The organism is Frondihabitans australicus, from assembly GCF_003634555.1.
GTDB classification, from domain to species: Bacteria; Actinomycetota; Actinomycetes; order Actinomycetales; family Microbacteriaceae; genus Frondihabitans; species Frondihabitans australicus.
Map to the genome: position 1 here is coordinate 1,737,659 of NZ_RBKS01000001.1, position 12,832 is coordinate 1,750,490.

The 12,832-nt window shown below is 70.2% G+C and carries 11 protein-coding genes; 4 read left to right on the forward strand and 7 right to left on the reverse strand.

The features are described from left to right. Window positions 1-10: 10 nt before the first annotated feature. Together C8E83_RS08035 and C8E83_RS08040 are read right to left on the reverse strand one after the other, a co-directional pair. Window positions 11-1,087, reverse strand: coding sequence for an aldo/keto reductase (locus C8E83_RS08035; RefSeq protein ID WP_245981505.1), 1,077 nt, complete (start codon window positions 1,085-1,087; stop codon window positions 11-13). A 365-nt stretch (window positions 1,088-1,452) separates the two neighbouring features. Beyond that, entirely contained in the window at window positions 1,453-3,726 is a 2,274-nt protein-coding gene (locus tag C8E83_RS08040) for a polyribonucleotide nucleotidyltransferase (protein WP_121369251.1), read from the reverse strand. Window positions 3,727-4,062: 336 nt separating this feature from the next. On the opposite strand from C8E83_RS08040, the gene C8E83_RS08045 reads away from it, so the two are divergent. From C8E83_RS08045 to C8E83_RS08055, 3 genes are all read left to right on the forward strand, one after another. Then, window positions 4,063-5,331 carry an aggregation-promoting factor C-terminal-like domain-containing protein gene (locus C8E83_RS08045; RefSeq protein ID WP_245981507.1) on the forward strand — a complete coding sequence of 423 codons (1,269 nt, stop codon included), beginning with the start codon at window positions 4,063-4,065 and terminating at the stop codon, window positions 5,329-5,331. A 66-nt stretch (window positions 5,332-5,397) separates the two neighbouring features. Beyond that, entirely contained in the window at window positions 5,398-6,906 is a 1,509-nt protein-coding gene (locus tag C8E83_RS08050) for an AMP-binding protein (protein ID WP_121369252.1), read from the forward strand. After that, window positions 6,903-8,117, forward strand: a complete 1,215-nt coding sequence (locus tag C8E83_RS08055; protein ID WP_170159874.1) for an acyltransferase — start codon at window positions 6,903-6,905, stop codon at window positions 8,115-8,117. Before C8E83_RS08050 ends, C8E83_RS08055 begins: the two co-directional genes overlap by 4 nt. Before the next feature lie 2 nt (window positions 8,118-8,119). Here the strand turns inward: C8E83_RS08055 and C8E83_RS08060 are convergent, their stop codons facing one another. The 4 genes from C8E83_RS08060 to C8E83_RS08075 form a co-directional block, all read right to left on the reverse strand. Next, window positions 8,120-9,430, reverse strand: coding sequence for an MFS transporter (locus C8E83_RS08060; protein WP_211331676.1), 1,311 nt, complete (start codon window positions 9,428-9,430; stop codon window positions 8,120-8,122). Between the two features lie 168 nt (window positions 9,431-9,598). Next, on the reverse strand, window positions 9,599-9,868 hold the full coding sequence (gene rpsO, locus C8E83_RS08065) for a 30S ribosomal protein S15 (RefSeq protein WP_121369256.1): 270 nt from the start codon (window positions 9,866-9,868) through the stop codon (window positions 9,599-9,601). Window positions 9,869-9,951: 83 nt separating this feature from the next. After that, window positions 9,952-10,404, reverse strand: coding sequence for a VanZ family protein (locus C8E83_RS08070; RefSeq protein ID WP_170159875.1), 453 nt, complete (start codon window positions 10,402-10,404; stop codon window positions 9,952-9,954). Between the two features lie 41 nt (window positions 10,405-10,445). Then, on the reverse strand, window positions 10,446-11,279 hold the full coding sequence (locus C8E83_RS08075) for a nuclease-related domain-containing protein (protein WP_170159876.1): 834 nt from the start codon (window positions 11,277-11,279) through the stop codon (window positions 10,446-10,448). 140 nt (window positions 11,280-11,419) lie between these two features. Here C8E83_RS08075 and C8E83_RS08080 point away from each other — a divergent pair, with 140 nt between their 5' ends. After that, window positions 11,420-12,145: a M50 family metallopeptidase gene (locus C8E83_RS08080; protein WP_121369261.1), complete on the forward strand. Its 726-nt coding sequence runs from the start codon at window positions 11,420-11,422 to the stop codon at window positions 12,143-12,145. A 103-nt stretch (window positions 12,146-12,248) separates the two neighbouring features. Here the strand turns inward: C8E83_RS08080 and C8E83_RS08085 are convergent, their stop codons facing one another. After that, on the reverse strand, window positions 12,249-12,788 hold the full coding sequence (locus C8E83_RS08085; RefSeq protein WP_121369262.1) for an adenine phosphoribosyltransferase: 540 nt from the start codon (window positions 12,786-12,788) through the stop codon (window positions 12,249-12,251). Window positions 12,789-12,832: the final 44 nt, after the last annotated feature.

Here is a 12,832-nt window from a genome sequence, read left to right on the forward strand (position 1 = left end):
GCCGCTCGAGCTACGCGCTGACGCGATCGAGCTCGGCGACCTCGTGTCGCGTGAGCTGGACTCGCGCGGCCTCGGCCAGCTCGGTCACCTGGTGCGGCGAGGTGGCGCTGACGACAGGCGCCACGACGTTCGGCTTCGTGAGAAGCCAGGCGAGGGCGACCGCGGCCACCGGGCTCGCGTGCAGCGAGGCGATGCGGTCGAGCTCGGCCAGGATCCGCAGGTTCTTCTTGCTGAGGAGCCTCGCCACCTCGCTCCCCCGCCGGTAGCCCCGGATGTCGGAGCGGGTGCGGTAGCGGCCGGAGAGGAACCCGCTCGCCAGGGCGAAGCGGGGCATCACCGCGAGACGCTGCTGCTGCGCGACCTTGGCCAGCCCCTCCTCGTACTCGCGGCGGTGGACCAGGCTGTACTCGTTCTGGAGCGCCACCATCGGCGCGACGCCCAGCATGCCCGCGGCGATGCGCGCCTCGTAGAGGCGGTTGCCCGAGTGGTCGGACCCGCCGAAGTAGCGCACCTTGCCGGCACGGATGAGGCGGTCGACCCCGAGAAGAGTGCGCTCGAACGCGACCTCGGTGTCGTCGACGTGCAGGTACAGGAGGTCGATGCGATCGGTGCCGAGTCGACGCAGGGACGCGTCGACCGCCCGCTCGATGGAGCGCGGGGTGAGACCGGGGTTCTCTTCGCTCTTGCCGACCTTCGTCGCGAGCACGATGTCGTCGCGGGTGATGCGCGACTTCATCCACGCGCCGATCAGCGACTCGCTGAGACCGTTGGCGTAGGAGTCGGCGGTGTCGACGAAGTTGCCTCCCTGGGCGAAGTAGGTGTCGAGGACGTCGAAGGTCTGCTGCTCGTCGGCGGTCCAGCCGAACACCTTGCCGCTGAGCGCCACGGGGAACACTCGCAGGTCGGCGACGCCGAGTCGGCGACGCGGCTGGATCACGCCGAGGTCGACGGGCACCGTGGTGATCGGCGACGTCGGGATCGAGTGGCGGCCGGTGGTGCGCGCGAGGGGCGCTTCGTCGTCGGGCATGATCAGGGAGTTCGGAGCGGCCGACCGTGACGATTCGACGTGGCGGGTCGCATCGGTCACTGTCGCCTCCTGATCCTGTTCACCTGTGAGGCTACGTGGACCGGCCGACATCGACCGGTCGGCGGCGGGCGAGTTTTCCAAATCGTTACATGGCCGGGCCCACAGACAGTCCATAGGGAGCGCTCAGCCGATCCTGTGCCCCATCGAGTGCGCGGCACAGGCCTCGTCCGTAGTGTTTCTGGTGTGCGGTTCCTGGGAGGGTTCCGAAGCAACGTTCTCTGTGGTGGGGAGCGATGCAGTCACTATGTGCGCCGGTGAGATCCCGGCACAGAAGGCCCGAGCGGTGGGGATCGCTCGGGCCTTCGCCAAGTTAACGGACGGCGCCCGCCCTGCCGAGGCAGAGCGGGCGCGGAACGGGTGTCTGACTACGCGTCGACGGAGGCGTCCTGCGACTCCTCGGTGGCGCCGGACGAGTCCGTGTCGGCCTCGTCGGCGATCACCGGGGCGAGCGAGAGCTTTCCGCGGTCGTCGATCTTCGTGATCTCGACGAGGATCTTCTGCCCCACGCCGAGGACGTCCTCGACGTTCTCCACGCGCTTCCCGCCGGCGAGCTTGCGCACCTCGGAGATGTGCAGCAGGCCGTCCTTGCCGGGGAGGAGCGAGACGAACGCGCCGAAGGTCGCGATCTTGACGACCGTGCCCAGGAACTGCTCGCCGACCTCGGGGTTGGTCGGGTTGGCGATGGCGTTGACCTGCGCACGCGCGGCCTCGGCCGAGGGGCCGTCGACGGCGCCGATGTACACGGTGCCGTCCTCCTCGATGGAGATGTCGGCGCCGGTCTCGTCCTGGATCGCGTTGATCGTCTTGCCCTTCGGGCCGATCAGCTCGCCGATCTTGTCGACGGGGATCTGCACCGAGATCACGCGCGGGGCGGTCGGAGCCATCTCGTCGGGCTCGTCGATCGCGCTGGTGAGCACGTTCAGGATGGCCGTGCGGGCCTCCTTCGCCTGCTTGAGCGCGGCGTCGAGGACCGCCGAGGGGATGCCGTCGAGCTTCGTGTCGAGCTGGATCGCCGTGACGAACTCCGACGTGCCGGCGACCTTGAAGTCCATGTCGCCGAGAGCGTCTTCGGCGCCCAGGATGTCGGTCAGCGCCGCGTAGCGGGTCTGGCCGTCGACCTCGTCGGAGACGAGGCCCATCGCGATGCCGGCGACCGGCGCCTTGAGCGGCACACCGGCGTTGAGCAGCGACAGCGTCGAGGCGCAGACGGAGCCCATCGAGGTCGAGCCGTTGGAGCCGAGGGCCTCGGAGACCTGGCGGATCGCGTAGGGGAACTCCTCGCGGCTCGGGAGGACGGGGACGAGGGCGCGCTCGGCGAGGAAGCCGTGGCCGATCTCGCGACGCTTCGGCGACCCGACGCGACCGGTCTCACCGGTCGAGTAGGGCGGGAAGTTGTAGTGGTGCAGGTAGCGCTTCTTGGTGACCGGGCTCAGCGAGTCGATCTGCTGCTCCATCTTGAGCATGTTCAGCGTGGTGACGCCCAGGATCTGGGTCTCGCCGCGCTGGAAGATGGCGGAGCCGTGGACACGCGGGATGACCTGCACCTCGGCGTCGAGCGGACGGATGTCGGCGAGGCCGCGGCCGTCCATGCGGACCTGCTCGGAGAGGATGCGCCCGCGGACGACCTTCTTCGTGACCGACTTGTACGCGGCCGACACCTGCGACAGGGCGGAGTCGGGCAGCTCGCCCGCCTCGACCTTGGCGGCGATGGCCTGCTTGACGCGGCCCTTCAGCTCGTCGTCGGCGTCCTGGCGCTCGATCTTGCCGGCGATGCGGTAGACGGAGCCGAGCTCGGTCTCCGCCTCGGCCGCGACGGCGGCGTAGACCTCGTCGGAGTACGGCGGGAAGACCGGGTAGTCCTGGATCTCCTTGGCCGACTGCGCGGCGAGCTTCGCCTGCGCCTCGACGAGCACCTTGAGGAACGGCTTGGCCGCCTCGAGGCCCTGCGCGACGATGCCCTCGTCGGGCTTCGTGTCGCCGCCCTGGATGAGGCCCCACGAGTGCTCGGTGGCCTCGGCCTCGACCATCATGATGGCGACGTCCTCGTTGCCCGCGGCGTCGGTGACGACGCGGCCGGCCACGGTCAGGTCGAAGACGGCGTCCTCGAGCTGCGACGCCTTCGGGAAGGCGACCCACTGGCCCTTGATGAGCGCGAGGCGCACACCGGCGATGGGGCCGGAGAACGGCAGACCCGAGATCTGCGTCGAGGCGCTGGCGGCGTTGATCGCCAGCGCGTCGTAGAACTCGTCCGGAGCGATCGAGAGCACCGTGATGACGATCTGGACCTCGTTGCGGAGGCCGTCGACGAACGACGGGCGCAGCGGGCGGTCGATCAGGCGGCAGACGAGGATCGCCTCGGTCGACGGGCGACCCTCGCGGCGGAAGAACGAGCCGGGGATCTTGCCGGCGGCGTACGAGCGCTCCTCGACGTCGACGGTGAGCGGGAAGAAGTCGAAGTTGTCCTTCGGGTTCTTCGACGCGGAGGTGGCGGAGAGAAGCATCGTCTCTTCGTCGAGGTAGGCGGCGACGGCTCCCTGAGCCTGCTGCGCCAGACGGCCGGTCTCGAACCGGACCGTGCGGGTGCCGAACTTGCCGTTGTCGATGACGGCTTCGGCGAATTTGATCTCTGGACCCTCCATGCGGGGGTTTTCTCCTCTTTGTTTTAAATCGTCCGTCCCGTGTGGAGGGCGATGTCATTCATCAGGAGCAGATCGGCTTCAGGCACAACGATGCGCGTACGGTCCGGCCCGGCCTTCGTGGCACGGTGACGGTGGCGTATGCCTGGTCAACAGTAGAAACGGTCGGGATCGGACTCGCCCCGCACATCACCACCGGTGACCAGCTGCTGCCAGCCGGCTCCTTCGCGCAAGGGTAGCACCCGGCGTGTCGCGGGCCCCGGAAGCCGCCCCCAGAACGAGCGACACGGGGCACATGTGACTGGTGTTACTCGTGTGAATCGGGTTACAGTCGAGGCCATGGCTTCTGCAGAGCGACGATTCCGCGCGCCCGACGCTGCGCGCGCGACACGCCGACGCCGCACTCGCGCCCTCGCGATCGCGGGCGGCGCCGCCACCCTCGCCGTCGTCGGCGCGCTGCTCGTCGCCCCGCTCTCGGCCTCCGCCTACCCGTCATGGAGCGACGTCGAGGCCGCCAAGGGCAATGCCGCGGCGACGAAGAAGCAGGTCGATGCCATCACCGCCGACCTCACCAGCCTCCGCACCGTCGCGAACGAGAAGAGCAACGCCGCGATCAAGGCCAACGCGGCGAACTCCGAGGCGCAGAGCCAGCTCGCGTCCGCCACGAGCACGGCGACGGCCCTCGAGGCGCAGCTCGCCGCCGAGCAGAAGAAGGCCGACGAGGCCCACACGCAGGCCGGCCAGCTCGCCGCGCGCCTCTACCGCCTGGGCGGCTCGAGCCAGCTCGACGGCCAGCTGTTCTCCGGGTCCCAGGCGTCTTCGACCCTCTACAAGCTCGGCGCTCTCGCCCAGCTCACGAAGCAGTGGCAGACCGTTCTCGACGAGGCGACCGTCGCCTCCAAGTCGGTGTCGTCGCTCAGCGACCAGGCCACCGTCGCCGAGAAGGAGCGCGACCGCCTCGCAGGCGCCGCGAAGACCGCCCTGGCCGCGGCGCAGAGCGCGCAGGCCGCGGCCGACTCCGCCGTGTCGAACGCGCAGTCGCACCAGTCGACGCTCGAGGCGCAGCTCGTCTCGCTCGACTCGAAGGCCGCGACGATCGAGGTCGGCTACAAGAACGGCGTCATGGCGCGAGCCGCGGCGCTCGCGCAGCAGCGGGCCGCGGCGGCCGCAGCCGCCAAGCTCGCCTACGAGAAGGCGCACCAGAACTCCGGGTCGTCCACGAGCAACGGCGCGTCGAGCGGCGGCTCCGGCTCGACGGCCTCGACCGGCTCCAGCTCGAACCTCGGCGCGGGCGTCGTCGACGACCCCGCCGGCGCCCAGGCCTACGCCTCGGGCCAGCTCGGCAGCCACGGCTGGGCGTCGTCGCAGATGTCGTGCCTCATCTCGCTCTGGAACCAGGAGTCGGGATGGCGCACCGACGCCCTGAACGTCTCCAGCGGTGCCTACGGCATCCCGCAGTCGCTACCGGCCGACAAGATGGCCACGTACGGCGTCGACTGGCAGACGAACTACCGCACGCAGATCAACTGGGGACTCGCCTACATCGCCGCGGCCTACGGGTCGCCGTGCGGCGCGTGGGCTCACGAGGTCGCTCACAACTGGTACTGAGCCCGGCCGCTGGCTCCTGCGCCAGCGCCATAGGCGGCTCATAGAGTCGGCGGATATCCTGCACGAATGGACACACTGGCAGGCCTGATCGCCACCCGTTCGACCGAGGCGCCGTCTGCGCACTACCTCGAAGACGCCCGCTCCGAGCGCGTCATCACGTTCGCCGCCCTGGCGTCGCGCACCGCCGAGTGGGCCGACGTCTTCGACGACCGCGGGCTCTCCGCCGGCGCGACGGTCGTGCTCGACGTGCGCGACCCGCTGTCGTTCGCCGTGGCTCACCTCGCCGTCGTCGCGTCCGGCCGCCGCAGCGTGCCGGTCAACCCGCAGGGCACGTGGTCCGAGACGCTGAAGTCCGTGGACCTCGGGTCGTCCGAGGCCGTGATCACCGATCGCGACGAGCCGGGCGAGACCGACGTCGTGGTGCTCCGGCCCGAGGCCTCGACCGGTTCTCCCGCTGAGGCGACCGGGGCGCAGGATCGCGAGAGCCGCACGCCCGACACCTCCTCGAAGACCGAGACCGCGCCCTCCGGCTCCGTGATCCTCTTCACCTCCGGATCCACCGGCCAGCCGAAGGGCGTCGAGCTCACCGAAGCGCAGCTGCTCTTCGTCGCCCGGGCGATCGCCGAGCACAACGCGCTCACGAGTGCCGACCGAGGCTTCAACTCGCTGCCGCTCTTCCACGTGAACGCCGAGGTCGTCGGCCTCCTGTCGACCCTCGTCGCGGGCGCCACTCTCGTGCTCGACGACCGGTTCCACCGCACCGGCTTCTGGGAGCTCCTCGCGGAGCGGCGCATCACGTGGCTGAACGCCGTGCCTGCGATCCTCGCCGTGCTGGCGAAGTCCGGCCCCGCGCAGGCGCCCGAGGGGCTGCGCTTCGTCCGCAGCGCCTCGTCGGCCCTGCCCGAGGCCGTCCGCACCGCCTTCGCCCACGTGCCCATGATCATCAGCTACGGCATGACCGAGGGCGCCAGCCAGATCACTGCGACCCCGCTCGGCGTCGAGCCTCGGCCCGGCTCCGTCGGCCTGCCCGTCGGCGGCGAGGTCGAGCCCCGCGACGCCGAGGGCCGCGCGCTGCCCGTGGGCGAGATCGGCGAGCTCTGGATCCGCGGGCCGGGCGTCGTGAAGGGCTACTTCCAGGGCCGCGCCGCCGAGCGCTTCGACGCCGACGGCTGGCTCCGCACCGGCGACCTCGGCCACCTCGACGCCGACGGCTGGGTGTACCTCGCCGGCCGCACCGACGACGTCATCAACCGCGGTGGCGAGAAGGTCTACCCGGCCGAGGTCGAGGACGTCCTGCTGGAGGACGCCCGGGTCCGAGAGGCCGTCGTCGTGGCGAGACCCGACGACGTCCTCGGCTTCGTCCCGGTCGCGTATGTCATCCCCGCCGACCTGTCGCTGCCGGACGACGTCCGGGCCTCCCTCTCCACCGACCTCGGTAAGCGCTGCGAGGCGGAGCTCCCCCGCTTCAAACGCCCGATGGAGATCACCGTCGTCGACGACCTGCCACGCACTCCGACGGGCAAGGTGCAGCGCAACAAGACCAGGCAGATGCTCGCCGAGGCAGCGGGGGCGTGAGCGAGGGCACGTCGCAGCGGGCGGCCGAGTCCGCCGACGCCGACGATCTGGTGAGCGGGGCCGCGGCCGCCTCGGCTCCCGAGCCCGCCGACACTCCCGCGCAGGCGAAGGCCAGGCGCCGCCACCTCTACGAGGTCGACATCCTGCGGATCCTGACGTTCGTCTGCGTCATCTCCGTGCACGTGGTGAGCCACGCCGACAGCGCGAGCGACCTGGGGCAGAACGGCTTCCTGATCCTGGTCCATTTCACCCGCGAGGTGTTCTTCGCCCTGACCGCGTTCGTGCTCGTGCTGTCGTTCCTCGCGAAGCCGAGGCCGCTGCGCGAGTTCTGGCCGAAGCGGTTCCTGCTCGTCGCGCTCCCCTACGTCACCTGGTCGGCCGTCTACGACTTCGCCTCGTGGGTGCACAGCCCCTCGGGCACGCTCGGCGACTGGCTCGCGAACTTCTGGCACGACCTCTACACCGGAAACGCCTGGTACCACCTGTACTTCCTGCTCGTGACCATGCAGGTGTACCTCTTGATGCCCGTGATCGTGTGGCTCGTGAAGAAGACGCGCGGCCACCACGGACTCGTCATCGGCCTGTCGTTCGCCGTCGAGATGTTCTTCACGGTCTGCTACCAGTACTACCCGAGCGTGATCCCGCACGCGATCAGCCAGTACAGCCGCATCGAGTTCTGGAGCTACGAGTTCATGATCGTGCTGGGCGCTGTGGCCGCCGACCACGTCGACCCGCTCATGGCCTGGGTGCGCAGGAGCAGGCTCACGATCCTCGGGCTGGTCGTCGCCGGCGCCCTGCTCTCGATCGCCGTCTACGCGATCAACCTCGGCCTCGGTCAGAGCCCGGTGAAGGCCTCGACGGCGCTGCAGCCGGTCGTGCTGGTGTGGTCGGTGCCCGTGATCCTCGGCTTCCTCGCGCTCGGCACGAAGTGGGCCGACCAGCGCGTCGCAGGCTCCCGCTTCGCGCGCCTCGTCGACACGGCCTCCGACCGCTCCTTCGGCATCTTCCTCGCCCACCCGTTCTTCATCTGGCTGCTGCTGCTCGCCGGCGGCGGCTGGATCACGCACACGATCCCGGACGGCCCGCGCGCCGTGGTGCTCTACGTGCTGGTCGTCCTCTGCACCGTCGCGTTCATCGAGATCCTGCGCCGCACCCCGCTCAGCCTTCCGCTGACGGGGCGACCGTTCCGCTCCGGGCGCAAGAAGGCCTGACTCTAGGCCAGCTTCTGGTTCGACACGAGCCCGTCGCGTGACGTGATGCGCTTCGGGTTCATGCGCCAGGCCACGACCGCGGAGACGACGAGCAGGACGATCGAGGCGAAGAACGGCCACTGCCATCCGGTCGCGGAGACCAACGCGGCGAAGACGATCGGCGAGAAGATGCCGGCGATGCCGAAGCCGGTGTTCATCATGCCGCTCGCGGTGCCCGCCCACTCGGGCGCGGTGTCCATCGGGATCGCCCAGAGGGTCGCGTTGCAGAGCTCGAGGAAGAAGAACGAGAGCGTCAGCGAGACGATCGCGACGGCGAGGTTGTGGATCGCGAACACCGGGATCAGCCAGAGGGCCGAGCCGATGAGGCCGATCATGAGCGTGTTGCGCCGCGCCTTGCGCATGTCGCCCGTCCGCCGGAACCAGGCGTCGCTGACCACCCCGCCGACGGTGTCGCCGAAGACGCCGCCGATGAGGACGACCGAGGTGAACCCGGCGTAGCTCAGGAGCTTGAGTCCGTAGCTGTCGCCGAGGAACGACGGCAGCCAGGTGAGGAACACCCAGAGGGTCCAGCCGTAGCCGAAGTCGACGAAGGCGACGGGCGCGATGGAGCGCATCATGCGGCGCCACGGCACCGGCGGGCGCTTCTCGGACTTCGGACGGTCGGGCATCTCGGCGAGCTCGATCTCGGTGACCCTCTTGTGCTCGTCCGGCCGGTTGCGGAAGTAGACGAACCAGATGACGCCCCAGATCACGCTGACGACGCCGAGCACGATGAACGACTCGCGCCAGCCCGCCCAGACGATCAGCCAGGCGACGATCAGGGGCGCCGCGGCGTTCCCGAGGCGGGAAGCCGAGTGCACGACCCCCTGCACGAAGCCGTTGCGGTCGGCCGGCACCCAGCGCGTCATGGCGCTCGTCGCCGTCGGGAACGCGGCCGCCTCGGTCAGGCCGAGCAGGACGCGCGCTCCGAAGAGGGTCCAGAAGCCGATCGAGAGTCCGGTGGCGAGGGTGGCCACACCCCAGAGCAGGGCGATCCAGAACAGCGCCTTGCGCGCTCCGAACCGCTCGCCGAGGTTGCCGCCGAAGACCTGCAGCAGCGCGTACGGGATCGAGAACGCCGAGACGATGAGACCGGTCTGGTCGGTCGTCAGGTGCAGGTTCGCCTGGATGGTGGGCAGGGCGGTGGAGATGTTCGTGCGGTCGATGTACGAGATCGCGTACATGACGCAGAGGATGATCACCACGTTGCCGCGCACGCGGTGCCGCATGGGTGTCGCGGCGACTCTGCTGGGTTTCTCGTCGAGGAGGCTCATGGGTTGATGCGCTTTCGGGGGTCGGGAACTGTGTCTTTTCTACACGTTTGCATCGACTCTGCTCTCGCCCGCTATGCGGAGCCTATGAGCGGCCAAAGCAAACGGCCCCGTCTCCGTGAGGAGACGGGGCCGTCGGCCAGACCTGAAGTGCTGCTATCGCCGCAGCTTTTAGCGGCGCAGACCCAGGCGCTCGATCAGCGAGCGGTAGCGGTTGATGTCGACGTCGGCGAGGTAGCCGAGCAGACGACGACGCTGACCCACGAGCAGAAGCAGGCCACGACGCGAGTGGTGGTCGTGCTTGTGCTCCTTGAGGTGCTCGGTCAGATCCTTGATGCGCTGGGTGAGAACGGCCACCTGGACCTCGGGGGATCCCGTGTCGCCCGGGTGGGTCGCGTACTCTTCGATGATCGCAGTCTTCACTTCGGGTGCAAGTGCCATAACTGGGACCCCTTTCTCTCGTTGCGCGGTGCGTCACGCCGGTTGCGTGCGCTCTCTTTCTCCGCGGCCGTTCGACGGCAACCTCACGATCCTAGCAGAGCCCTCGGCCTGCTCCTGCGCCTGGGTGCGAAGGTGACCCGCATCAGGAGCGCGAGGAACGCGCCGGCCGCTCCCCCGAGGCCGTTGTGGAGCACGTCGTTCATGTCCTCCACGCGGGTCGAGGCGAGGAACGTGCCCTGGTACGTCTCGATGCCGTAGGAGGCGAGGACGCACAGGGCGGCCGCGACGATCCAGAGCGGACGCGGGAAGAACAGCGCCAGGAAGAAGCCGAGCGGCACGAACATCGCGACGTTCGCCAGGCTCTCGACCGTGTCGAAGGTCAGCCAGCTCGTCGAGCGGTGCTCGGCGAAGATCGCGAGCGCCCGGTAGAGCAGCGTGGCGGTGCGGCCGTCGTAGACGGACGTGCGGAGCGTCATCCAGGCGATGAACCCGCAGTAGAGCGCGGTCACGACGAGGAGCCAGGGGCGGAACTTCATCCGACGATGGTGCCTCATGCGCCCGGGGCGAACCCTTGACGTCAGCTGGACAGCTGCTGGACGACCATCGGCGCGATGACGGCGGCGGCGGCCACGGTGCCCGAGAGACCCGTGACCCAGGCGAGCCGCACCCGGCGAGCGCGAGCGACCTCGGTGCGCAGGCGGGCGAACCAGAAGCCGAGTTCCGAGGCGGTGGGATGGGCGTGGGATCCTGCGCCCGGAGCCGACGAGGAGAAGACCGCGGTCTCCCCCGGCGCACGCCAGGTGCGCGGCTTGAGGGCGACCCGGGTGATCTCGCGGACCTCCTCGACCGACTGGACCGGCACGAGGGAGCGGAGGTGGCGCACGAGCCGGTCGAGGCCGACGACGTCGACGCCCGGGATCTCGGCGGGGCGGCGTCCGGGCTCGACCACGACGGTGATCGCGCGGACCACCGCGGGGCGACCGAGCGCGTTGGAGAGAAGGGTCGAGGCGAGGCGGGCCTCGACGAGCGGTTCGCGCACGTGCGTCTCCGAGCCGGACTCGTCGCGGGTGGCCGTGCTCAGGGCGAAGACTCCGGCGGGGCCGATGACGAGGTGGTCGATCGCGGGGGCGCCGGCGACCACGGGGATCGCGTGGAGCACGCGCCACGGCTCGCCCGAGGTGCTCAGGGTGCGCAGCAGCTCGGCGGTGCGGGCCTCGCCGAGCGCGGGCGCGAACCAGGCGCGGGCCGAGTCACCCAGGGGGCTGCGGCCCAGGATCCGAGACGCTCGCGTCCGCGGTGCGACCGGCGCCTGACGGTCCCACAGCGCCTCCACGGCGGAGATCGCAGCGGCGCCCGAACCGGGGTGCGTGAGCACCTGCGCTGCGTCGTCGTCGGGGGCGGAGATCGTCACGGGAAGGCCTTTCGGAGTGCTGTCCTCGAACGGTACCGATCGGCGCCAGCACGCGGAATCTCCCGTTGGGGGGTGAAATCCCGAACAGGGGGTGGCCCCTCGCGTCGGGGGCTGTCGGCTCGGCTCTCTACTCTGGTCACATGCATGTCCTCGAGTCGCTCTGGTCACGAGCGACACAGACCTCCGAGCCGCTCGGCGTCGCGCTGCTGTTCGGCTCGCTCGCGGTCGGCCTCGTGCTGGTGCTCCTGCCTGGCACGTGGCACACCGTGCGGCACGCGGTGACCGTCGTGCACGAGGGCGGGCACGGTCTCGCGGCGGTCCTGACCGGGCGCCGCCTCACCGGGATCCGGCTGCACTCCGACACCTCGGGGCTGACCGTGTCGAAGGGGCCGCGGACCGGCTTCGGCATGGTCATCACCCTGCTGGCCGGGTACACGGCGCCGGCCCTGGCGGGGCTCGGGGCGGCGTGGATGCTGCACCGCGGCTACGCCTCGGGTCTCCTCTGGGCGCTCCTCGTCGTGCTCGCGCTGATGCTCGTGCAGATCCGCAACTGGTTCGGCCTGTGGGTGATCCTCGTGGGCGCGGCCGTGGTCTTCGCGGTCACGTGGTTCGCGGCTCCCGAGTGGCAACTGGTCTTCGGGCACGTGCTCACCGCCGTGCTCGCCCTCGGGGCCCTTCGAGCGAGCCTCGAGCTGCAGTCCAGCCGGCGACGAACCCGCTCGGCGCAGTCCGACGCGGATCAGCTGGCGCGGCTGACCCGGGTTCCGGGGCTGGCGTGGGTGTTCGTCTTCGTGCTCGTCGCGCTGGCGTGCGCGGTCGCGGACCTGTGGATGCTGGTGCCGCAGGGCCTGCTCACGATGCCGTAGCGCCGCTCCTGCGCCCCGGCCCTTCGCTGCCCCTGCGACAAAACGCGACACCTGCGACGCATCCGGGTGTCGCAGGTGTCGCGTTTTGTCGCAGACGGAAGGGTCAGGCGGGGGCGGAGCCGAGCGCGTGCACGGGCACCCGCGACGCCAGGCGGTCACGACCGCCGAGGCCGTCGAGCTCGAGCAGCACGGCGATGCCGACGACCTCGTAGCCGGCGCGCTCGAGCAGAGTGATCGAGGCCTCGGCGGTGCCGCCGGTGGCCAGGACGTCGTCGGCGACGAGCACGCGCGACCCCTTCGGCAGCTGGCCGGGGCGCAGCTCGATCGAGGCCTCGCCGTACTCGAGCGAGTAGCTCTCCTTCAGCACCTCGCCGGGGAGCTTGCCCGCCTTGCGCACCGTCAGCACCCCCGTGCCGGTCTGGGCGGCGATGCCGCCCGCGAGCGCGAAGCCGCGCGCCTCGATGCCGGCGACCGCCGTGAAGCCGCCCTCGAACGGCTCGGCGAGCCCGGCGCAGACCGTCGAGAAGGCCTCGGCGTCGGCGAAGACCGGGGTGACGTCGCGGAACAGGATGCCCGGGGTCGGGAAGTCGGGGACGACCGCGGTCAGGCGGTCGACGAGGGCGGCGGCGTCGGAGGCGGTCATGGGCTCCACGCTACCGGCCTCGGCTCCTGCCCCCTGCACTGGGT

Bases quoted from the DNA above. Each gene is read 5' to 3' on its own strand.
- C8E83_RS08070 (WP_170159875.1), bottom strand. From the start codon at position 10,404: ATGAAGTTCCGCCCCTGGCTCCTCGTCGTGACCGCGCTCTACTGCGGG.
- C8E83_RS08050 (WP_121369252.1), top strand. From the start codon at position 5,398: ATGGACACACTGGCAGGCCTGATCGCCACCCGTTCGACCGAGGCGCCG.
- C8E83_RS08080 (WP_121369261.1), top strand. From the start codon at position 11,420: ATGCATGTCCTCGAGTCGCTCTGGTCACGAGCGACACAGACCTCCGAG.
- C8E83_RS08045 (WP_245981507.1), top strand. From the start codon at position 4,063: ATGGCTTCTGCAGAGCGACGATTCCGCGCGCCCGACGCTGCGCGCGCG.
- rpsO (WP_121369256.1), bottom strand. From the start codon at position 9,868: ATGGCACTTGCACCCGAAGTGAAGACTGCGATCATCGAAGAGTACGCG.
- C8E83_RS08060 (WP_211331676.1), bottom strand. From the start codon at position 9,430: ATGAGCCTCCTCGACGAGAAACCCAGCAGAGTCGCCGCGACACCCATG.
- C8E83_RS08040 (WP_121369251.1), bottom strand. From the start codon at position 3,726: ATGGAGGGTCCAGAGATCAAATTCGCCGAAGCCGTCATCGACAACGGC.
- C8E83_RS08085 (WP_121369262.1), bottom strand. From the start codon at position 12,788: ATGACCGCCTCCGACGCCGCCGCCCTCGTCGACCGCCTGACCGCGGTC.